We start from the raw sequence: 19,644 nt of genomic DNA on the forward strand, positions 1-19,644 counted from the left end.
AGCAGTAAACCCCATGAAAAAGAATACCCGTTTTGCCTTCAACGCCTTTCTGGTGCAGCTGGCGCGCGTTTACAAAGTTGAACAGGAAGAGCTGCACGGCAAGTTCAGCGTGGAACCGTCCGTGGCGCAGACGCTGGAAGATACCATTCAGCAGTCAACGGCATTTCTGACCCTGATTAACGTGATCGGCGTAACCGATCAGTCAGGTCAGCTGCTGGGCCTCGGCGTCGGCAGCACCATCGCAGGCACCACCGATACCGGTGCCAAAGAGCGTGAGCCGACCGACCCTACGGATATGTCGGACATCAGCTACAAGTGCGAGCAGACCAACTTCGATACGGCCATCACCTACGCGAAGCTGGACCTGTGGGCGAAGTTTCAGGACTTCCAGACCCGCATCCGCGACGCCATCGTTAAGCGTCAGGCACTGGACCGCATCATGATCGGCTTCAACGGCGTGAAGCGTGCCAAAACCTCCAACCGCACGGAAAACCCGCTGCTGCAGGACGTGAATAAGGGCTGGCTGCAGAAGGTCCGCGAAGATGCGCCGGATAACGTCATGGGCAGCACCACCAAAGAAGGCACAACCACTGCCGCGCCGGTGAAGGTCGGCAAGGGCGGAGCCTATGCCAACCTTGACGCGCTGGTGATGGATGCGGTGAACGAGCTTATCGATCCCATCTTCCAGGACGACGACGAACTGGTGGTTATCTGCGGACGTGAGCTGCTGTCCGACAAGTATTTCCCGCTGGTCAACAGCGATCAGGCCAACACCGAAAAGCTGGCCGCTGACATGATCATCAGCCAGAAACGCATGGGCGGCCTGCAGGCGGTGCGCGCGCCGTACTTCCCGGCAAACGCCGTGCTGATCACCCGTCTGGATAATCTGTCCATCTACTGGCAGGAAGATTCCCGCCGCCGTTCGCTGATTGATAATCCGAAGCGTGACCGCATCGAAAACTTCGAGTCGGTCAATGAGGCTTACGTGGTGGAGGATTACCGCTGCGCGGCGCTGATCGAGAATATCGAAATCGTGGCCGCTGCTGCTGAGCAGTCAGCCGTTGTTACTGAGCAGCCCGCCGGTGAAGAGGGTTAATTCATGAGCCTGAGTCCCGCACGGCAGCACCGCCAGCGCGTCCAGGCTGAACAGGCCGCCCGTCAGGGCGGCAGTGTTCGCCACGCCAGCGGCTATGAGCTGATGCTGATGCAGCTGAATGAAGACCGCCGCCGCCTTAAGGGCATTCAGTCCACCGTGAAGAAGGCGGAAATTAAGGTGGAAGTCCTGCCGAAATACGTTGCCTGGGTGGATGGTGTGCTGGCCGCCGGTGGTGCGCAGCAGGACGACGTGCTGATGTACGTGATGCTCTGGCGCATTGATGCCGGTGACTATGCCGGTGCGCTCACCATTGGCCGCCATGCGCTGAAGCACGGCTGGGGAATGCCGCAGGGCTTTAACCGCAACGTCCAGACGCTGCTGGCCGAAGAAATGGCAGACGCCGCTAAAAATGCCCTTCAGGCAAAAAACACCTTCGATTCCGCACTGCTGCTGCAGACGCTTGATGCGATTGGCGATCGGGATATGCCCGATCAGTCGCGCGCGCGCCTGCATAAGTCCATCGGCTGGGTGCTGCGCGAAAGCCAGCCCGTCTCTGCGCTGAACCATCTTCAGCAGGCCATGCAGCTTGATGAACGCTGCGGTGTGAAAAAAGACATTGAGCAGCTGGAGCGGAAAATCCGTAACGCCAGCTGATAACCGGACGTGCCCACGCGCGGGGCGGCACGGGGTGGCGACAGGCAGCGCCGCATCAAAACCCCGTCCACCGCCCACCTATTCAGGAGTAACAGAGCAATGGAATTTATCGCGCCACAGAAGGCGACGGCAGCGCCGGACATCATCCCCAACAACTCATTCTGGCCGGACGTTGATCTGGCGAAGTTCCGCAGCGTGATGCGCGTTGACGGCACCGTGACGCCGGAGCGTCTGCGTCAGGTGGTGCTGACCGCGATGGCGGAGGTTAACGCAGAGCTTTATCCGTGGCGTGAGCGGCAGGAGCTGGCCGGTCATAACGGCCTGGCTGACGTTCCGGCTGAGACGCTGGCCGGTGTGAGCGTGCGGCTGCATCACTATGAAAATGCGGTGTGGTGCTGGACGCGCGCGGTGCTGAACGAGCGCTATCAGGATTTTGACGCCACCGCGACAGCGGTTAAGCGCGGCGAAGAACTGAGTGATGCCAGCGGCGATCTCTGGCGCGATGCGCGCTGGGCTGTCAGCCGCGTGCAGGACATGCCGCACTGCACCGTGGAGCTTATCTGATGAAAGTGCGTGCGCAGCAGTATGACACGGTGGACGCACTCTGCTGGCGTCACTACGGGCGCACGCAGGGGATGACGGAACAGGTACTGCAGGCAAATCCGGGGCTGGCGGAGCACGGCCCCCTCTTACCGCACGGGCTGGAGGTGGAGTTGCCGGACGTGACAACGACGGCCACCGTGCAGGCCGTCCAGCTTTGGGACTGAATCATGTGGGAAAAAATCAGCACCTTTATCACCTGGTGCATGGCGGTAGTGATGGCGTGGCTGGGCGGCATGGACCTGAAGGACGTGTCCACCGTGGCCGGGGTATTCATCGGCCTGCTGATGGCGCTTATCAGCTGGTACTACAAACACAAAACCTATCAGCTGCTGCTGAGCGGTCGCATCACGCGGGGTGATTATGAATCTGCAGATCGTTAAACGCTGCGCCGTGGGCGTGGTGCTGGCACTGGCCGCCACGCTGCCCGGTTTTCAGCAGCTGCACACCTCCGTGGAGGGGCTGCGGCTCATTGCCGATTATGAGGGCTGCCGCCTGCAGCCGTACCAGTGCAGCGCGGGGAAGTGGACCGACGGGATCGGCAACACCTCCGGCGTGGTGCCGGGCAGGTCCATTACGGAACGGCAGGCGGCGGGGAATTTCATCACGAACGTGTTACGCACCGAGGCGGCACTGGCGCGCTGCGTGGCGGTCTCCATGCCGCAGCAGGTTTATGACGCGCTGGTGTCGCTGGCGTTCAACGTCGGCACCGGCAACGTCTGCGGCTCAACGATGGTGGCGTTGCTGAAAAAGGGCCAGTGGCGCGAGGCGTGTTATCAGCTGCCGCGCTGGGTGTACGTGAAAGGCGTATTCAATCAGGGGCTGGATAACCGGCGCGGGCGAGAGCTGGCCTGGTGCCTAAAAGGAGTCTGAAATGCAGCTGTTTAAAAAATGGTGGTTTACGGCGTTACTCACCGTCCTGCTGACGCTGGTCAGCATCAGTCACGGCAGCTTTGCGGGCTATCCGCTGGCGGCGCTGCTGTGGGCTGACTTCTTCGCCTGGGCCGTTATCGGGTTTTCCGGCCTGTACGCCTGCGCCCTGACCGGCAGTGACCGAAAGCAGGTGTTTGCGTGGCTACTGAGGTTTGCGCAGCTGGCTGACCGCGTGCCGCTCAGATGGTATCACCGCGTATTTATTGCAGTGGTGATGTGGGGCGCGGGCTGGAAGCTGGCGGCATTTGCCGGTATTCATGCGGTTTTTTATCGCCGGATGATCAGGTCTGAACTTGAACGGGCGGCAGCATGATTCGGGTACTGATCGCCATCGTGCTGATCCTGCTGGTATTCGCTGGCGTGCAGTCTTACCGGCTGAGCAGCGCCCACGGCAGGATTGATGCGCAGCAGACCACCATTGCGGGCCAGGGCAAAAAGCTGAGCCAGAAAAACAGTCAGCTGATTGCCCTGAACATCCTGACGCAGACCAGCAGCCAGGCGCAGACGCAGCTTTACGCCGCCGCCGAACGCAACGGCCAATTGCTGCGCGACCGGCAGCGAAAGATTGAGGAACTGAAACGTGAAAATGAAGACCTTCGCCGCTGGGCTGATGCCCCTCTGCCTGATCCTGTTGTCCGGCTGCGCCAGCGACCGGCCCTCGCCGGAGGTGAATCTTACCGTGAGTGGCTGTCCGAAAATCACCCGCTGCCAGCTGGACCCGGCAGCGCCGCGCACTAACGGCGACCTTCTGGCCCTGCTGGACGAAACGGAGGCAGCCTGGGCGGCATGTGCCGGTAAAGTCGATACCATCATCAGCTGTCAGGAAAAAGACGATGAACAAGCCGCAGTCCTTACGCAGCGCCCTGAATAAGTCGGTCCTCTATGTGGCTGACAACCCGGACCGCCTGCACCTGTTCGTGGACAGCGGCCAACTGGTCGCCACGTCCGCCGCGTCCCTGTCGTGGGAGTATCGCTACACCCTGAACGTGGTGATCACCGACTTTACCGGCGACCAGAACCTGCTGATGGCCCCGGTGCTTTTGTGGTTGCAGGAAAACCAGCCCGACGCGCTGCAGAACAGCGAAGCGCGCGAAAGGCTGTTTTCGTTTGAGGTCGATATTCTGGGCAATGACCGCTGCGACATCAGCATGGACCTGAAGCTGACCGAGCGCGTTGTGGCAACGACGGTAGACGGGAAAATCAGCATTGAGGCAGTGCCGGAGCCGGACGCACCGGAGGAGTTCTGGACGGTAAAGCATGGCTGAACTGCATGAAGTAGATGCCTGGCTGGCGGCGCTGCTTTCACAGCTGGAACCGGCGGCCCGGAAAAAGATGCTGCGGGAAGTGGCGCGCGACGTGCGCCGCATTCAGCAGGCAAACATCACAGCACAACGTTCCCCGGACGGCACCGCATGGGAGCCGCGCCGCATCAGTGCCCGCAGCAAAAAGGGCCGCATCCGTCGCGGCATGTTCGCGAAGCTGAAAACGGCAAAATATCTGAAGGCGCAGGCAGGCGCGGACGCCGCTGAGGTTGCCTTTGTGCCGGGGGTGCAGAAGCTGGCCCGCGTCCATCACTACGGCCTGCGGGACCGGGTAAGCCGTCGCGGCCCGATGGTGAAATATGCAGAACGTCCGCTGCTGGGCGTGAATGGTGACGTGGAAAGCACGGTGCGGGAAGTCCTGCTGCGCTGGCTGACTGAATAGCGATTCGGATGTTGTGCCATGCCTCAGACAACGCCGGGCTGATGCCCGGTTCCTGCCAAAGTGACACTCTCAGACCATGAACGAAAAACTTACCGAAATCATGCGCCTTATCACCAACCTGATCCGCACCGGCACCGTGTCCGAAGTGGACCCGGTGAACTGGCTGTGCCGGGTGAAAACGGGCGATCTCGAAACCAACTGGATTAACTGGCTTACCCTGCGTGCCGGTAGCACACGCACATGGTGGCAGCCCACCGTCGGGGAACAGGTTGTGCTGCTGAGCCTGGGCGGCAATCTTGAAACCGCCTTTGCGCTGCCCGCCATTTATTCCGAAGCCTTCCCGCCGCCCGACTACTCGGAAGACGGCACCACTACCGTATTCAAGGACGGCGGCTGGTTTCAGTACGAGCCGGAAACCGGCCAGCTGCTGATAAAGAACATCAGAAGCGTGCGAATTGAAGCGGCAGACGGCATTCAGCTGATCACCGATGCGCTGGGGATAGAGGCCAGCCAGACACGGATTAACGGTGACACCACGATGAACGGCGATGTTACCCATGGCGGCGGTTCAATGAGTTCTAACGGCGTGATTGCTGATAAGCACTTACACATCAAGGTGAAGAGTGGCAGCGACACGTCAGGAGGTCCGCAATGATGTATCTCGGTATGAACCGCGACACCGGCGAAGCCATTACTGACATCGAACACATCCGCCAGAGCGTGCGCGACATTCTGATCACCCCGGAAGGCAGCCGCATTGCCCGGCGTGATTACGGTTCGATGTTGTCCGCGATGATTGACTGGCCGCAGAACGACGCCACCGAACTGCAGGTAATGGCCGCCACCTATACCGCACTGAGCCGCTGGGAGCCGCGCATCCGGCTGGCCTCGGTAAACATCACGCGCAATGCGGACGGCTCTATGCAGGTTGATCTGAGCGGCCAGCGCGCCGACGGCTCACCGCTTTCTCTGACGGTTTCAACGGGGGTGAACAGTGGCGGTAATTGATCTTTCCCAGCTGCCTGCGCCGCAGATTATTGAGGTGCCGGACTTTGAATCGCTGCTGGCTGAGCGCAAGGAGGCGCTGATTGCGCTTTATCCTGCGGATGAACAGGTCGCCATGCGCCGCGTGCTGGCGCTGGAGTCCGATCCGATTGTTAAAAGCCTGCAGGAGAACGTCTACCGGGAAATTCTGCTGCGCCAGCGCATTAACGAGGCGGCGCAGGCGGTAATGGTGGCTTACTCCATCGGCAGCGATCTGGACCAGATGGCCGCCCGCAACAACGTGCAGCGCCTGACTGTTACCCCTGCGAACCCCGACGCGGTGCCGCCGGTGGATGCGGTAATGGAATCGGACGATGATCTGCGCGTGCGCGTGCCGGAAGCATTTGAGGGGCTGAGCGTGGCCGGGCCGACGGGCGCGTATGAGTTCCACGCAAAAAGCGCCGATGGCCGGGTGCAGGACGTGTCTGCAACCAGCCCGTCACCGGCGACGGTGCTGATCACCGTCCTGAGCCGTGAGGGCGACGGCACGGCGGCAGCGGATTTGCTGACCACAGTTAACACCGCGCTGAGCGCCGACAGCGTGCGCCCGGTAGCCGACCGCGTGACGGTTCAGGGTGCAACTATTCGCAGCTACAGCGTGAAGGCCAGGCTGCACCTGTTTGACGGCGTGGCCGCCGGTCCCTGCCTTGAGGCGGCAAACGCGAAGCTGGCCGCTTACCTGAACGAGCAGAAAAAGCTGGGCCGCAGCGTGCGGCGTGAGTCCTACGGGGCGGTGATGCGCGTGGCCGGTGTGGACTGGGTGGAAATCACCGAACCGGCGCAGGACATCATCATGGACCGCACGCAGGCGGGCTACTGCACCGGCACGGACATTTCCGTGGCGGGCGATCAGGGGGTGACATGAGCAACAGCAGCCTGATGCCGCCCGGCTCGTCTGCGCTGGAACGCCGCCTGGCAGAAGCCTGCAGCGGCATTTCCGGGCTGAGCGTGCCGCTGCGCGACTTATGGAACCCGGCCACATGCCCGGTGAGTTTTCTGCCATATCTGGCCTGGGCGTTTTCGGTGGACCGATGGGACGAAAGTTGGGCGGAGAGCGTTAAGCGGCAGGTGGTGAGCGATGCGTTTTACATCCATCAGCACAAAGGCACCATCAGCGCCATCCGTCGCGTGGTGGAGCCGTTCGGCTTCCTGATCCGGGTTATTGAGTGGTGGAAAACCAGTGAGCCGCCGGGCACGTTCCGGCTGGACATCGGCGTGCAGGACCAGGGCATAACTGAAGAAACCTATCAGGAACTTGAGCGGCTGATCAGCGATGCGAAGCCTTGCAGTCGTCACCTGCTGGGGATGTCCATCAACCTGCAGGTGAGTGGGGAAATGCGGATAGCGGCGGCCAGCTATGACGGTGATGACCTGACTGTTTACCCGTACACCCCGGAGCTTATTTCCGTCGGCGGCGCAGTTTATGGCGGCGCGGCGGTTCACGTTATTGATCTGATGGAAGTGGGACCATGACACAAAAATACTATGCAATCGTAACCAACCTGGGCGCGGCGAAGATTGCCAACGCCGCCGCACTTGGTACAAAACTGAATATCACGCAGATGGCCGTGGGCGATGGTGGGGGCACGCTGCCGACACCGAACGCCAGCCAGACAAAGCTGGTTAACGAGGTGCGCCGCGCAGCCATCAACACGCTGAGCATTGACCCGGCCAACGCCAGCCAGATGATTGCCGAACAGGTGATCCCCGAAACGTCGGGCGGATTCTGGATCAGGGAAATGGGGTTGTTTGACGCTGACGGCACGCTGATCGCGGTATGCAACACACCTGAAACCTATAAGCCCGCATTGCAGGAAGGCAGCGGGCGCACGCAGACCGTGCGCATGATTCTGATCATCAACAGCACCGATGCCATCACCCTGAAGATTGACCCCTCCGTGGTGCTGGCAACGCGTAAATATGTTGATGATGCTGTGATCGAGGTGAAAGCTTACGCTGACAGTGTAATGAAAAATCATACCGATGCTAAAAACCCACACAGCCAGTACCTGCAGATCGCAAGCGCCCTGGCAGAAATCAAAGACGCCGGGCTGGTTGCTGACGTTCTCAAAAACCTCGGTTTAGGCGACGCGGCAAAAAAGACCGTCGGGAACGGTGCCGGGCAATTACCTGACATGAGTTTCTTTTCAATCGTTAAGAGTGGAAACGGGTACTGCAAATTTCCGAACGGTTTGATCCTGCAATGGGGGAGCGGCAGCTTTGCACAGCAGACAACCACGACTGTTACGCTTCCTGTCTCGTTTCCAAGTGCCGGATTTTCACTTATTGCTAATAAGGGATCTTCAATTCCGTCAAAAGGCGAATACGCAGTAGGTGTGCAATTTCGCGATAAATCATCCTTCTCTCTAACAAACAGCGGCCCGGATACTACTCAGCAGGGCATCTGGTGGATAGCCTTAGGAATTTAAATGAAAAAATATTCGCCCTCAAATAATGCCTTTTATGATACCGCCATTAATCGGGATATCCCGGAAGATGCGATCAATATTACCGAACAGGCCTGGGCTGATTTACTGTCCGGGCAGGCGGAAGGAAAGCTGATTGCCTGTGGTGCTGATATGCGGCCCTGCCTGACTGAACAGCCATTACCGACAGCAGAGGAACTTATCAGCCAGGCAGAAGACAAGCGCAGCAGGCTGAGGGCTGAAGCTGACGCGGCTATACAGCCCCTGCAGGATGCGAACGACTTAGGAATAGCGACGAATGAAGAAGCAAGTCAGCTTATCGCCTGGAAAAAATACCGTGTCATGCTGATGCGGATTAATACAAAAGACGCTGAGGAAATTATCTGGCCTGAGCAGCCCGCCTAAACAAAAAGCCCGCATAGCGGGCTTTCTTCATTCCGGCCTGACTGGCCATTCAATATCGGGTGCCTTACTGGTATCAATCCGGCTAAGTTCTACCCGGTATCGCTTCCATTCTGCCAGGCGGGCAATCTCCGCATTTGTCGCAATGCTGATATCAACGGCATCCTGAAGCGGCGCAATTGTCCGGTTTGCCTCATCCATTTCAGCAGCCAGCCTGCTGCTGGCAATCAGCACCGCGTTCTCAGCTTCTGTCGCCGGGGCGCTAAATACACCGTCGCTATAGTTATAATTAACATCAGGCTGTTCGGGCAGCGCGGTGATATCAACCCATACCAGTGACGGATGATAGAGTTTTTCAGGCTTCACATTCAGCGATACGATTTCAGCAACGCACTGATTTTCAATCCGGGCATAAGTTTTCATCAGCTGAATTCCTCAATGTAGATAATACCGTCAGCCCCGTAGTTGCCGTAGTAAGGCGAAGTTCGGATGTTGCCTCCGCCGCCCACACCAAATGAAGCCCGGTCGTTTGATGCAATCCCTTCGCCACTCCGTGAAGCACCTCCCCAATAGCTGGCCCCACCGTCCCCGGAACCCCCACGATAAGGGTTAGCGCCTCCGGTAATAACGCCGGGGGAATCGCTGCCGTCGCCGCCCTGAATATTAATATCCCCGCCAACTGCAGTTCCCCCGGCTCCTCCTGCATCACCAACTGAGTTCGCACCGTTGCCCGCTGTAATCTGCCCGTTAAAGGCACTGCTGGTTGAATTGTTGCTCTCTTTGCTGCCAGCGCCAACAATCCCCGCATACGTTTTGCTGTCATCAACAGCCAACATTGCGATTGCTGTACCGCCAGCGCCGCCACCGGCACCGCGTGCGCGATAGTTTTCGCCCCAGCCCAGAAAACCATAACCGCGCCCGCCGCCGCCGGTAATGATGATTCGGGCACGTTTAGTGCCGGGTGTGGGTTTGTAGCTGATCGCGCCCGGCGTGGTGAAAATCTGGCGGCCAATCCAGCGCCCGGAAAACTTTTCGCTAATACCGAGGTTTATGAGAAACAAGATCCTGGCCCTGCGGCGGGCTGCGCTGGCACACTTGCGCCCATTTGCGGAGAAATCAGCGTGCTTATTGGCTACATCAGGGTGTCAACAAATGACCAGAACACGGACTTACAGCGGATTGCGCTGCAGAGCGCAGATTGTGAGCTGATTTTTGAGGACAGGATAAGCGGAAAGACCAGCGACAGGCCGGGGCTGAAGAAGGCGCTGCGGTGCCTGCAGCCCGGTGACACGCTGGTTGTGTGGAAGCTGGATCGGCTCGGCAGAAGTATGCGCCATCTTGTGATGCTGACGGAAGAGCTGCGCGAACGTGGCGTTAACTTCCGCAGCCTGACCGACAGCATTGATACCAGCACGCCTATGGGGCGGTTTTTCTTTCACGTCATGGGTGCCCTGGCAGAAATGGAGCGTGAGCTGATCGTGGAGCGTACCCGCGCCGGGCTGGCCGCCGCGCGTGAAAAAGGGCGCATCGGCGGAAGGCGTCGGAAGATGACGGCGGAAACCGTGGAACGTGCCCGGCGGATGCTGGCGCAGGGCGCAACACTGCTGCAGGTGTCACTGGTGCTGGACGTGTCCGTGAAGACGATTTACCGCTATATCCCCGCCCCGGAACAGAAAGCCCTGCGCGAAAATGTTTTGTCTGTTGTGCCAGAGACGGCACAACGGCCAGCGCGTGCCCTGGCATAGCGGACCATAGACCATAGCGGGACCCCTTCACAGGAGAACCGCCACATGGCACAGGATTATCACCACGGCGTGCGCGTTGAGGAAATCAACGAGGGCACCCGAACCATCACCACCGTCAGTACCGCGATTGTCGGGCTGGTCTGCACCGGCGACGACGCCGACGCGGCCACCTTCCCGCTAAACCGCCCGGTGCTGTTAACCGACGTGCTCACAGCCAGCGGCAAGGCCGGGGAATCCGGCACGCTGGCCCGCTCACTGGACGCCATCGCGGACCAGTCAAAGCCAGTCACCGTCGTTGTGCGCGTGCCGCAGGGACAGACCGAAGCGGAAACCACTGCCAACATCATCGGCGGGGTGACTGACGGCCAGCGCACCGGCATGAAGGCGCTACTGGCCGCGCAATCCGTGTGCGGCGTCAAACCCCGTATTCTCGGCGTGCCGGGCCACGACACCAAAGCCGTCGCCACTGAGCTGCTGAGCGTGGCGCAGAGCCTGCGCGGCTTTGCCTACCTGTCCGCGTATGGCTGCAAAAGCGTTGAGGAAGCGATTGCCTACCGTGCCAACTTCAGCCAGCGCGAAGGGATGCTGATCTGGCCTGACTTCATCAGCTTTGACACGGTGCTGAAGGCGGACGCGACGGCCTATGCCACCGCCCGCGCGCTGGGTCTGCGCGCCAAAATCGACGAACAGACCGGCTGGCATAAGTCCCTGTCAAACGTTGGCGTGAACGGTGTCACCGGCATTTCAAAAGACGTTTTCTGGGACCTGCAGGACCCGGCCACAGATGCGGGCCTACTGAACCAGAACGACATCACCACACTGATCCGCAAAGACGGCTTCCGCTTCTGGGGTTCCCGCTGCCTCAGTGATGACGCGCTGTTTCAGTTTGAGTGCTACACACGCACCGCGCAGGTGCTCATGGACACGATGGCAGAAGCGCAGATGTGGTCCGTTGACGGTGCGCTGAACCCGTCACTGGCCCGCGACATCATCGAGGGCATCCGCGCGAAGCTGCGCAGCCTGGTGAATCAGGGCTATCTGATTGGCGCTGACTGCTGGCTGGATGAAAGCGTGAACGATAAGGAAACGCTGAAGGCGGGCAAGCTGCTGATCGATTACGACTACACGCCGGTGCCCCCGCTGGAAAACCTGCTACTGCGTCAGCGCATCACTGACCAGTATCTGGTCGATTTCAGTAGCCGCATCAGCGCATAAGGAGACGGAAAGATGGCATTACCCCGCAAACTCAAGCACCTGAACGTGTTCAACGCAGGCAATAACTGGCAGGGGCTGGTTGAGTCCGTGACGCTGCCGAAAGTCACCCGCAAGTTTGAAAAGTATCGCGGCGGCGGCATGGCCGGTGCGGTGGACATCGACATGGGCCTGGACGACGGCGCGCTGGATACGGAATTCACCGTGGGCGGCACTGAAGCCCTGCTGTTTAAGCAGCTTGGCATCGAAACCGTGGACGGCATCCAGCTGCGCTTTACCGGCTCCATTCAGCGCGACGATACCGGCGAAGTGCAGGCGGTCGAGCTGGTCACGCGCGGACGCTATAAGGAACTGGACTCCGGCGAATGGAAAACTGGCGAATCCAGCACCACCAAAGTGTCCGCAACTAACAGTTACGCAAAGCTGACCATCAACGGCGAAGTGGTTTACGAGATCGACATCGTGAACATGATCCACATCGTGGATGGTAAGGACCTGATGGAAGCGCACCGCAACGCGCTGGGCCTGTAATCACACCGGCAGGCCGCGCGCCTGCCGCTTATCTCTCTTTTTAATGGAATCGCATCATGACAGACAAAATTGCACCTAATGAAAAAGCCGTTGAGCTGGACACCCCGATCCTGCGAGGCAAAACTGAAATCACCTCCGTCACCGTGCGCAAGCCGCAGTCTGGCGCGCTGCGCGGCACCCGCCTGCAGGCGCTGATGGACATGGACGTAAACGCCATGATGGTTGTGCTGCCCCGCGTTACCAGCCCGGCGCTGACCGCGCAGGAAATCAACGAAATGGACCCGGCGGATTTGCTGTCGCTGTCCGTTGAGGTTGTCTCTTTTTTGTTGCCGAAGTCGGCGCTGTCAGCTTTCCCGACGGCCTGACGGTTGAAGATCTGGTAGCCGATATTGCTACCGTTTTTCACTGGCCGCCGCCGGTCATGTACGCGGAATCGCTGACGGACGTGCTGGAGTGGCGGCATAAAGCAATCCAGCGAAGCGGAGCCGGTGACGATGAGTGACACAAACCTGCGTCTGCAGGTGGTTTTAAGCGCGGTTGATAAAATCACGCGCCCCTTCCGCAATGCGCGCGACGGCTCGAAAGAGCTGGCCGCCGCGCTGAAGGCCAGTAAAGACGGCCTGAAATCCCTCAACGAGCAGGCGGGCCGCATTGATGGCTTTCGCAAAACGCGCAGCCAGCTTGCCATCACTGAAAAAAATCTGGCCGGTGCCCGGCAGGAGGCCGCCGCACTGGCGCAGCAGTTTGCCGCAACGAATCGCCCGACTGCGCAGCAGGCCAGGCTGCTTGAGCAGGCAAAGAGCCGCGCCAGCCAGCTGCAGCAGACCTATAACGGGCTGCGCCTGTCAGTGCAGCGCCAGCGTGAGGCGCTGAGCGCCGCCGGTATCGACACAAAGCAGCTGAGTGCTGCGCAGCGCCAACTGCGTACTGATGCACAGGCGGCAACAGGGGCGATTGAGCGACAGCAGGCCGAACTGCGAAAGCTGGGCGAACGTCAGCAGAAGCTGGCCGCCATCCGGGCGCGTCATGAAAAACTGAACGAAACGCGTAACAAGCTGGCCGGTAACGGGGCGGGCATGGTTGCCACCGGCGTGACGACCGGCGTTACCCTGATGGCCCCTGTAAGGGCCTATTCGGACTCGGAGAACGCCGCAACGCAGCTGGCCGCGTCCATGATGGGGCCGGGGGCAAAAGTGCTGCCGGAGTATGAGCAGATTAACCGGCTGGCCGTAAGCTTGGGCGACAAACTGCCCGGAACCACGGCAGACTTTCAGAACATGATGACCATGCTTCGCCGTCAGGGGATGACTGCACAGGCGATACTCGGCGGGCTGGGGGAAGCAACTGCCTATCTGGGCGTGCAGCTGAAGATGGCCCCGACCGATGCGGCGGAGTTTGCGGCGAAGCTGCAGGACGCCACGCAGACCAGCGAAAAGGACATGATGGCGCTCACCGACATTATCCAGAAAGGATTTTATGCGGGCGTCGATTCGGACAACATGCTGCAGGGATTTTCCAAAATCGGCAGCGCGATGGATATTCTCCATCAGAAGGGAATTACCGCCGCGAAAACCTTTGCGCCGCTGCTGGTGATGGCTGATCAGGCGAGTATGGCCGGTGAGTCAGCGGGCAATGCCTACCGCAAGATTTTTCAGGCCACGCTGAATAACAAAAAAATTGGCAAGGCAAACGACGCGCTGGCGGGCACCGGAATCACGTTGAATTTTCAGAATAAAAAAGGTCAGTTTGCCGGGCTTGAAAACCTGTATACGCAGCTGGCGAAGCTGAAGAGAATTACCGACGACGGCAAGCGACAGTCGGTGCTGAATACCCTTTTTGGTGACGACGCCGAAACCCTGCAGGCGCTGAACATCATGATCAGCAAGGGGATAGAAGGGTACAGGGAAACAGCCGCGAAACTTGAGAATCAGGCATCACTGCGTGAACGAGTGGACGCCTCACTTAAAACGCTGGCAAACCGCTGGGATGCGGCGGGCGGTTCATTCACGAATGCCCTGGCCGCAATCGGTGCCACCGTTGCCCCTGACCTCAAACGGCTGGTTGACTGGCTGGGCGACCTTGCCAGCGCCTTGGGTAATTTTGTGAAGCAGCATCCGCAGCTGACGGCGGCACTGTTCAGGATGGCGGCAGGTTTCGCCATCGCTGTTACCGCAGTGGGTGCGCTTTCACTGGCGGCAGCGGCCATTCTTGGCCCGCTGGCACTGCTGCGCCTGAGCTGCAGCGTGCTGGGTATTAAGGCGCTGCCGGGGATTGCTACAGCAGCGTCACGGGCGGGCAGTATGCTTGGCTGGCTGGGAAGCGCCCCCCTTAATCTGCTGCGTCGGGGGCTGCGCGATACGGGCGGACGCGTTAGCCTGCTGTCCGGGCCGCTTGCCTCACTTCGTGCCAGTGCAGGTATGGCTGGTAATGCTCTTAAGGCGGTGGCCGGAGCGCCACTGCGCCTGTTCAGGGGAGCCATGCGCGGCGTGTCCGCTGCTGCCGGAATTATAATGAACCCGGTAGCAGCAGGGCGGGTGCTGCTGATGGGTACGGGTCAGGTGCTGCGCTGGCTGGCGTCTGGTCCCGTGGCGGTGCTTCGCGTTGCGCTGACCGGCATTTCATGGGCAATCGGCGCGCTGCTGAGTCCGGTCGGGCTGCTGGTCGCCGCGCTGGCAGGCGTGGCGCTGGTTGTCTGGAAATACTGGCAGCCGATTAAGGCGTTTCTCGGCGGCGTGGTTGAAGGGTTCAGGGCTGCCGCAGCACCAATCAGTGAGGCATTTGGCCCGCTCAAGCCGGTTTTTCAGTGGATTGGGGATAAAGTGCAGGCGCTGTTTGGCTGGTTCCGCGATCTGCTGACGCCGGTGCAGTCCACGGGGGCTGAGCTGGACAGCGCAGCCGCTAAGGGTAAGGCGTTTGGTCAGGCGCTGGCCGATGGCCTCAGCATGGTGATGCACCCGCTGGACACGCTGAAATCAGGAGTGTCCTGGCTGCTGGAAAAGCTCGGCATCGTTACGCAGGAGGCGGCAAAGGCAAAACTGCCGGAGCGGGTTACGCGCCAGCAGGCGGCCACGGTTAATGCAGCCGGAAAAGTGGTGCTGCCGCCGGGCGGGTTCCCGCGCATGTACGACACCGGTGGAAATATTCCGTCAGGCCGCACCGGCATCGTCGGAGAGAACGGGCCTGAGCTGATTAACGGGCCGGTTAATGTGACCAGCCGCAGGCGCACCGCACGGCTTGCCGCAATGGCGGCGCTGGCGCTGGGCAGTGCGGCCGCACCTGCCACAGCTGCACCGCTGCACCCTATGAGCCTGCCCGCGTCGTCTCGCGGTGTAAGTGCATTAGGCATCAATCCGGCAGGTCAGCCGCCTATTGTGATGCACGGTAAATATGACATTCATCTGGTGCAGCAACCGGGACAGAGCAACAGCGATTTACTTGATGAACTGATGCGCAGGCTGGAGGCAAAAGAGCGGCAGGCGCAGGCCCGCGCCCGCAGCAGTTACCGGGACAGGGGAGGATTTGAGGAATGATGATGACGCTGGGCTTATTTGTTTTCATGCTGAAGACGGTGCCCTATCAGGAACTCCAGTATCAGCGCAGCTGGCGTTTCCCGTCAAACAGCCGCGTGGGCGTGAGGCCGTCGCTTCAGTTTTTAGGCCCGGACAACGACACGCTGACGCTTTCCGGCGTGCTGCTGCCGGAGATTACCGGCGGCAGGCTGTCGCTGTTCGCGCTGGAGCAGATTGCAGAGCTGGGTCGCGCGTGGCCGCTTATCGAGGGCAGCGGGACGATTTACGGCATGTTCGTGATTGAAAGCCTGAGCCAGACCAAAGCGGAGTTTTTCAGCAGCGGCGTGTGCCGCCGCATTGAATTCACGCTAACGCTGAAGCGCACCGATGAATCGCTGGGCGAAATGTTTGGCAGCCTCAGCGATCAGCTGTCTGCCATGCAGGGCGCAGCCGCCACCGCCGCCGGTAAGGTGAGTGCCGCAGCGGGAGGATTATTTTCATGATGACCAGCCCGTGGATTAACGGCCAGCAGAACTCACCGGCGTTCCGGCTGACGATGGACGGCGCAGACATCACGCAGAAGCTTGAAAAGCGCCTGCTGAGCCTGACGCTCACTGACAACCGGGGCTTTGAGGCGGATCAGCTGGACATCGAGCTGGACGACGCGGACGGCCAGCTGCAGCTGCCGCGCCGGGGCGTCGTGCTGTCGCTGTCGCTGGGCTGGCAGGGTGAGGCACTTTTTCCGAAAGGCAGCTACGTGGTTGACGAAATCGAGCACAGCGGCACGCCTGACCGCCTGACGCTGAGGGCGCGCAGCGCGGACTTCCGGCAGACGCTGAACACGAAGCGGGAGAAGTCCTGGCACAAAACCACAGCGGGCGAAATTGTCCGGGATATCGCCGGGCGGCATAAGCTGAAAACGGCGATGGGTGAGGACGTGGCCACCGCAGAAATTGACCATCTTGATCAGACCAACGAATCAGACGCCAGCTTTCTGATGCGCCTGGCTAAACAGTGCGGCGCAGTGGCCTGCGTTAAGGACGGCAATCTGCTGTTTATCCGGCAGGGACAGGGTAAGACGGCAAGCGGTAAGGCGCTGCCGGTGATCACCCTTCAGCGCAGGGACGGAGACAGCCACCGCTTCACCCTGGCGGACCGCGACGCTTACACCGGCGTGATCGCCAGCTGGCTGCACACCCGTGAACCGGCAAAAAAGCCTGTAGCAAAGGTGAAGCGCAGGCGACGTAAAACCACGGCGAAGAAGAAAGAGCCAGAGGCGAAGCAGGGGGATTACTTGATCGGCACGGACGAGAACGTGCTGGTGCTTAGCCGCACTTACGCGAACCGTGGCAACGCCGAACGAGCGGCAAAAATGCAGTGGGAACGCCTGCAGCGTGGTGTGGCAACATTTTCTATTCAGCTGGCAAAGGGGCGCGCGGAGCTATACACGGAAATGCCGGTGAAGGTCAGCGGCTTCAAACAGCAGGTAGATGCCGGGGAATGGGTCATCACAACGCTGACGCACAGCCTGAGCGCCGATAGTGGATTTACGACCAGTATCGAACTGGAAGTGAAGATTGACTCATTAGAAATGGAATAACACTTTCAAAAGTACTCAAAAGCATTACAATCCATCGGAAAGTTCGTAAAAGAGTTCAACTGCGAGGTGTATCAAATAATGATGAATTGTCCAATATGCGGGAATGCGGCTCATACTCGCAGCAGCAACCAGATATCTAAGGAAACTAAAGAACGTTATAACCAGTGTCAAAATATCAACTGTAGCTGCACCTTTAAGTCTTTAGAAACAGTGTCATCAATCATAATGATGCCGGGCGATGTGAAGCCAGTGCCTCCGCACCCAGGTAGAAATCATCAGCAAATGCTTTGGCTGTAATAAAAAAGCGAAAAAAAACACCCGCAAATGCGGGTTTTTTTTTGCCTGAAAGTTAAGAGTTGTGCCGCCATTTTGCCGCCATTAACAAATAAAAAATTTTATATGTATATGAATATAAAGAATATTTATTGGTCTATTCAAAATAGACCGATTTTCATGCAGATAACACTCTGTAAATACTGACTTTGGCGCAATTGTACCAGAAGCGCTGCTGAATCAGGCATAATGAGCATGATTTTACACCAGACGGCGGAGATAACGTGCAGGACAGCGATCTGACAGAACAGTTTCTTGATGCGCTCTGGATTGAACGCAATCTGGCGCAGAACACTCTCTCCTCTTATCGCCAGGACCTCCAGACGCTGACCGGATGGCTGGCACATCATCAGCTGACGCTGCTTAGCGTTGCGCCGCTGGATCTGCAGCAGTTTCTGGCTGAACGGCTGGAGGGAGGCTACAAGGCGACCAGCTCAGCGCGGCTGCTCAGCGCCATGCGTCGCCTGTTCCAGTATCTTTACCGCGAAAAGCTGCGCCCGGACGATCCCAGCGCGCTGTTGTCAGCACCAAAACTGCCGCAGCGTTTACCGAAAGATCTCAGTGAGGCGCAGGTCGAGCGACTGTTGCAGGCGCCGAATATCGATATCCCGCTGGAGCTGCGCGACAAAGCGATGCTGGAGCTTCTCTACGCCACGGGCCTGCGCGTCTCCGAACTGATTGGCCTGACGCTCAGCGACATCAGCCTGCGCCAGGGCGTTGTCCGGGTTATCGGTAAAGGGGATAAAGAGCGGCTGGTGCCTTTAGGTGAAGAAGCGGTTTACTGGCTGGAGCAATATATGGAACATGGTCGTCCGTGGCTGCTCAACGGTCAGACGCTGGACGTGATGTTTCCCAGTAATCGGGCGCAGCAGATGACGCGCCAGACCTTCTGGCATCGCATCAAGCATTACGCCACGCTGGCGGGGATCGACAGCGAAAAGTTATCACCGCATGTGATGCGCCATGCCTTTGCGACCCATCTGCTGAACCACGGTGCCGATCTGCGTGTCGTACAGATGCTGCTGGGACACAGCGATCTCTCCACCACCCAAATTTATACGCACGTCGCCACTGAGCGCCTGCGTCAGTTGCATCAACAACACCATCCGCGGGCCTGAACCGCGGCGATAAGGACAAAAATGAACAAGCATTTTGCCATGCTGGCTCTTTTAGCCAGCGCCTTTTCCGGTCTCGCACAGGCCGATGACAGCGCCATTCAGCAATCACTTAAAAAGCTCGGTCTGAACCAGACGGAGATCAGCCCGTCACCGCTGCCGGGTTTTAAAACCGTGCTGTCAGAAAGCGGCGTGCTCTACGTGACCGACGACGGCAAACATATGATCCAGGGCCCGCTCTATGACGTCAGCGGCAAACAGCCGGTCAACGTCACCAACCAGCTACTGGACAAAAAAGTCGAAGCGCTGGTGCCGGAGATGATCGTCTACAAAGCGCCTAAAGAGCAGCACGTGATCACGGTCTTTACCGACATCACCTGTGGCTACTGTCACAAGCTGCACGAGCAGATGGCGGACTACAATGCGCTGGGCATCACCGTGCGCTACCTGGCGTTTCCGCGTGAAGGGCTGAATGGTCAGATTGAGCCAGCGATGAAAGCGATCTGGTGCAGCGCTGACCGCAATAAAGCGTTTGATGAGGCGATGAAAGGCAATGCGCCGAAGATGGCCGCACCAGACAGCTGCAAAATCGATATCGCCCAGCACTATAAACTTGGCGTGCTGTTCGGCATTCAGGGCACGCCCGCGATGCTGACAGACAGCGGCATGATGATCCCAGGTTATCAGTCGCCGCAGGAGCTGAAGCAGGTGCTGGACAATCAGAAGCGTGGTGGTTAATC

30 protein-coding genes are annotated in these 19,644 nt (G+C 59.2%); 28 read left to right on the forward strand and 2 right to left on the reverse strand.

From position 1 onward, the window contains the following. Window positions 1-13 precede the first annotated feature (13 nt). From ACX8ZY_RS04330 to ACX8ZY_RS04410, 17 genes are all read left to right on the forward strand, one after another. Window positions 14-1,096, forward strand: a complete 1,083-nt coding sequence (locus tag ACX8ZY_RS04330; RefSeq protein ID WP_187508674.1) for a phage major capsid protein, P2 family — start codon at window positions 14-16, stop codon at window positions 1,094-1,096. A gap of 3 nt (window positions 1,097-1,099) precedes the next feature. Continuing rightward, window positions 1,100-1,750, forward strand: coding sequence for a phage terminase small subunit (locus ACX8ZY_RS04335; protein WP_010248736.1), 651 nt, complete (start codon window positions 1,100-1,102; stop codon window positions 1,748-1,750). Window positions 1,751-1,849: 99 nt separating this feature from the next. After that, window positions 1,850-2,314: a head completion/stabilization protein gene (locus ACX8ZY_RS04340; RefSeq protein ID WP_187508675.1), complete on the forward strand. Its 465-nt coding sequence runs from the start codon at window positions 1,850-1,852 to the stop codon at window positions 2,312-2,314. Continuing rightward, entirely contained in the window at window positions 2,314-2,517 is a 204-nt protein-coding gene (locus ACX8ZY_RS04345; RefSeq protein WP_010248731.1) for a tail protein X, read from the forward strand. Before ACX8ZY_RS04340 ends, ACX8ZY_RS04345 begins: the two co-directional genes overlap by 1 nt. A 3-nt stretch (window positions 2,518-2,520) precedes the next feature. Further along, a complete protein-coding gene (locus ACX8ZY_RS04350; protein WP_013359096.1) occupies window positions 2,521-2,733 on the forward strand; it encodes a phage holin family protein in 213 nt (70 codons plus the stop codon). Beyond that, the gene (locus ACX8ZY_RS04355; RefSeq protein WP_187508676.1) at window positions 2,714-3,223 is read left to right on the forward strand and encodes a lysozyme; all 510 of its coding nucleotides are present in this window, start codon (window positions 2,714-2,716) and stop codon (window positions 3,221-3,223) included. Before ACX8ZY_RS04350 ends, ACX8ZY_RS04355 begins: the two co-directional genes overlap by 20 nt. A gap of 1 nt (window position 3,224) precedes the next feature. Next, window positions 3,225-3,596 (forward strand): DNZ54_00345 family protein, encoded by a 372-nt coding sequence (locus tag ACX8ZY_RS04360; protein WP_187508677.1) that lies wholly within the window; start codon window positions 3,225-3,227, stop codon window positions 3,594-3,596. After that, window positions 3,593-4,021: an Rz-like lysis system protein LysB gene (gene lysB, locus ACX8ZY_RS04365; protein WP_010248724.1), complete on the forward strand. Its 429-nt coding sequence runs from the start codon at window positions 3,593-3,595 to the stop codon at window positions 4,019-4,021. Before ACX8ZY_RS04360 ends, lysB begins: the two co-directional genes overlap by 4 nt. Further along, on the forward strand, window positions 3,915-4,154 hold the full coding sequence (gene lysC / locus ACX8ZY_RS04370; RefSeq protein WP_234305609.1) for an Rz1-like lysis system protein LysC: 240 nt from the start codon (window positions 3,915-3,917) through the stop codon (window positions 4,152-4,154). Before lysB ends, lysC begins: the two co-directional genes overlap by 107 nt. Next, window positions 4,117-4,548 (forward strand): phage tail protein, encoded by a 432-nt coding sequence (locus ACX8ZY_RS04375; RefSeq protein WP_187508678.1) that lies wholly within the window; start codon window positions 4,117-4,119, stop codon window positions 4,546-4,548. Before lysC ends, ACX8ZY_RS04375 begins: the two co-directional genes overlap by 38 nt. Continuing rightward, entirely contained in the window at window positions 4,541-4,987 is a 447-nt protein-coding gene (locus tag ACX8ZY_RS04380; RefSeq protein ID WP_187508679.1) for a phage virion morphogenesis protein, read from the forward strand. Before ACX8ZY_RS04375 ends, ACX8ZY_RS04380 begins: the two co-directional genes overlap by 8 nt. Before the next feature lie 76 nt (window positions 4,988-5,063). After that, window positions 5,064-5,642, forward strand: coding sequence for a phage baseplate assembly protein V (locus tag ACX8ZY_RS04385; protein WP_187508680.1), 579 nt, complete (start codon window positions 5,064-5,066; stop codon window positions 5,640-5,642). Beyond that, window positions 5,639-5,995 carry a GPW/gp25 family protein gene (locus tag ACX8ZY_RS04390; protein WP_187508681.1) on the forward strand — a complete coding sequence of 119 codons (357 nt, stop codon included), beginning with the start codon at window positions 5,639-5,641 and terminating at the stop codon, window positions 5,993-5,995. The genes ACX8ZY_RS04385 and ACX8ZY_RS04390 overlap by 4 nt, the downstream gene beginning before the upstream one ends. Then, the gene (locus ACX8ZY_RS04395; RefSeq protein WP_187508682.1) at window positions 5,982-6,896 is read left to right on the forward strand and encodes a baseplate J/gp47 family protein; all 915 of its coding nucleotides are present in this window, start codon (window positions 5,982-5,984) and stop codon (window positions 6,894-6,896) included. The genes ACX8ZY_RS04390 and ACX8ZY_RS04395 overlap by 14 nt, the downstream gene beginning before the upstream one ends. Then, entirely contained in the window at window positions 6,893-7,504 is a 612-nt protein-coding gene (locus tag ACX8ZY_RS04400; protein ID WP_187508683.1) for a phage tail protein I, read from the forward strand. Before ACX8ZY_RS04395 ends, ACX8ZY_RS04400 begins: the two co-directional genes overlap by 4 nt. Continuing rightward, complete coding sequence (locus tag ACX8ZY_RS04405) at window positions 7,501-8,460, forward strand: phage tail protein (protein WP_242458873.1); 960 nt, start codon at window positions 7,501-7,503, stop codon at window positions 8,458-8,460. Before ACX8ZY_RS04400 ends, ACX8ZY_RS04405 begins: the two co-directional genes overlap by 4 nt. After that, window positions 8,461-8,862: a tail fiber assembly protein gene (locus ACX8ZY_RS04410; RefSeq protein WP_187508684.1), complete on the forward strand. Its 402-nt coding sequence runs from the start codon at window positions 8,461-8,463 to the stop codon at window positions 8,860-8,862. It begins immediately after the preceding gene. Window positions 8,863-8,889: 27 nt separating this feature from the next. Here ACX8ZY_RS04410 and ACX8ZY_RS04415 read toward each other — a convergent pair whose 3' ends face one another. Together ACX8ZY_RS04415 and ACX8ZY_RS04420 are read right to left on the reverse strand one after the other, a co-directional pair. Continuing rightward, window positions 8,890-9,282, reverse strand: a complete 393-nt coding sequence (locus ACX8ZY_RS04415; protein WP_187508685.1) for a tail fiber assembly protein — start codon at window positions 9,280-9,282, stop codon at window positions 8,890-8,892. Then, window positions 9,282-9,920: a glycine-rich domain-containing protein gene (locus ACX8ZY_RS04420; RefSeq protein ID WP_242458874.1), complete on the reverse strand. Its 639-nt coding sequence runs from the start codon at window positions 9,918-9,920 to the stop codon at window positions 9,282-9,284. Before ACX8ZY_RS04420 ends, ACX8ZY_RS04415 begins: the two co-directional genes overlap by 1 nt. A 60-nt stretch (window positions 9,921-9,980) precedes the next feature. Between ACX8ZY_RS04420 and ACX8ZY_RS04425 the strand changes: the two genes are divergently transcribed. The 11 genes from ACX8ZY_RS04425 to dsbC all read left to right on the forward strand — a co-directional run bounded on the left by ACX8ZY_RS04425 (window position 9,981) and on the right by dsbC (window position 19,642). Then, a complete protein-coding gene (locus ACX8ZY_RS04425) occupies window positions 9,981-10,604 on the forward strand; it encodes a recombinase family protein (protein ID WP_187508686.1) in 624 nt (207 codons plus the stop codon). Window positions 10,605-10,649: 45 nt separating this feature from the next. After that, the gene (locus ACX8ZY_RS04430) at window positions 10,650-11,819 is read left to right on the forward strand and encodes a phage tail sheath protein (protein WP_010248702.1); all 1,170 of its coding nucleotides are present in this window, start codon (window positions 10,650-10,652) and stop codon (window positions 11,817-11,819) included. 12 nt (window positions 11,820-11,831) lie between these two features. Next, on the forward strand, window positions 11,832-12,347 hold the full coding sequence (locus tag ACX8ZY_RS04435) for a phage major tail tube protein (protein WP_187508687.1): 516 nt from the start codon (window positions 11,832-11,834) through the stop codon (window positions 12,345-12,347). 56 nt (window positions 12,348-12,403) lie between these two features. Then, window positions 12,404-12,712 carry a phage tail assembly protein gene (locus ACX8ZY_RS04440; protein ID WP_061063398.1) on the forward strand — a complete coding sequence of 103 codons (309 nt, stop codon included), beginning with the start codon at window positions 12,404-12,406 and terminating at the stop codon, window positions 12,710-12,712. Then, entirely contained in the window at window positions 12,709-12,849 is a 141-nt protein-coding gene (locus ACX8ZY_RS04445) for a GpE family phage tail protein (RefSeq protein ID WP_071778615.1), read from the forward strand. Before ACX8ZY_RS04440 ends, ACX8ZY_RS04445 begins: the two co-directional genes overlap by 4 nt. After that, window positions 12,842-15,877 carry a phage tail tape measure protein gene (locus ACX8ZY_RS04450; protein ID WP_187508688.1) on the forward strand — a complete coding sequence of 1,012 codons (3,036 nt, stop codon included), beginning with the start codon at window positions 12,842-12,844 and terminating at the stop codon, window positions 15,875-15,877. The genes ACX8ZY_RS04445 and ACX8ZY_RS04450 overlap by 8 nt, the downstream gene beginning before the upstream one ends. Next, a complete protein-coding gene (locus ACX8ZY_RS04455; RefSeq protein ID WP_010248695.1) occupies window positions 15,874-16,359 on the forward strand; it encodes a phage tail protein in 486 nt (161 codons plus the stop codon). The genes ACX8ZY_RS04450 and ACX8ZY_RS04455 overlap by 4 nt, the downstream gene beginning before the upstream one ends. Then, window positions 16,356-17,456: a phage late control D family protein gene (locus ACX8ZY_RS04460; protein ID WP_187508689.1), complete on the forward strand. Its 1,101-nt coding sequence runs from the start codon at window positions 16,356-16,358 to the stop codon at window positions 17,454-17,456. The genes ACX8ZY_RS04455 and ACX8ZY_RS04460 overlap by 4 nt, the downstream gene beginning before the upstream one ends. Window positions 17,457-17,534: 78 nt before the next feature. After that, window positions 17,535-17,753, forward strand: coding sequence for an ogr/Delta-like zinc finger family protein (locus ACX8ZY_RS04465; protein ID WP_187508690.1), 219 nt, complete (start codon window positions 17,535-17,537; stop codon window positions 17,751-17,753). 260 nt (window positions 17,754-18,013) lie between these two features. Next, window positions 18,014-18,907: a site-specific tyrosine recombinase XerD gene (gene xerD, locus ACX8ZY_RS04470; protein WP_010248689.1), complete on the forward strand. Its 894-nt coding sequence runs from the start codon at window positions 18,014-18,016 to the stop codon at window positions 18,905-18,907. A gap of 21 nt (window positions 18,908-18,928) precedes the next feature. Continuing rightward, on the forward strand, window positions 18,929-19,642 hold the full coding sequence (gene dsbC, locus ACX8ZY_RS04475; RefSeq protein WP_010671049.1) for a bifunctional protein-disulfide isomerase/oxidoreductase DsbC: 714 nt from the start codon (window positions 18,929-18,931) through the stop codon (window positions 19,640-19,642). Window positions 19,643-19,644 lie beyond the last annotated feature (2 nt).

It is taken from the genome of Pantoea sp. XAF26B01_ASV70, assembly GCF_054512635.1.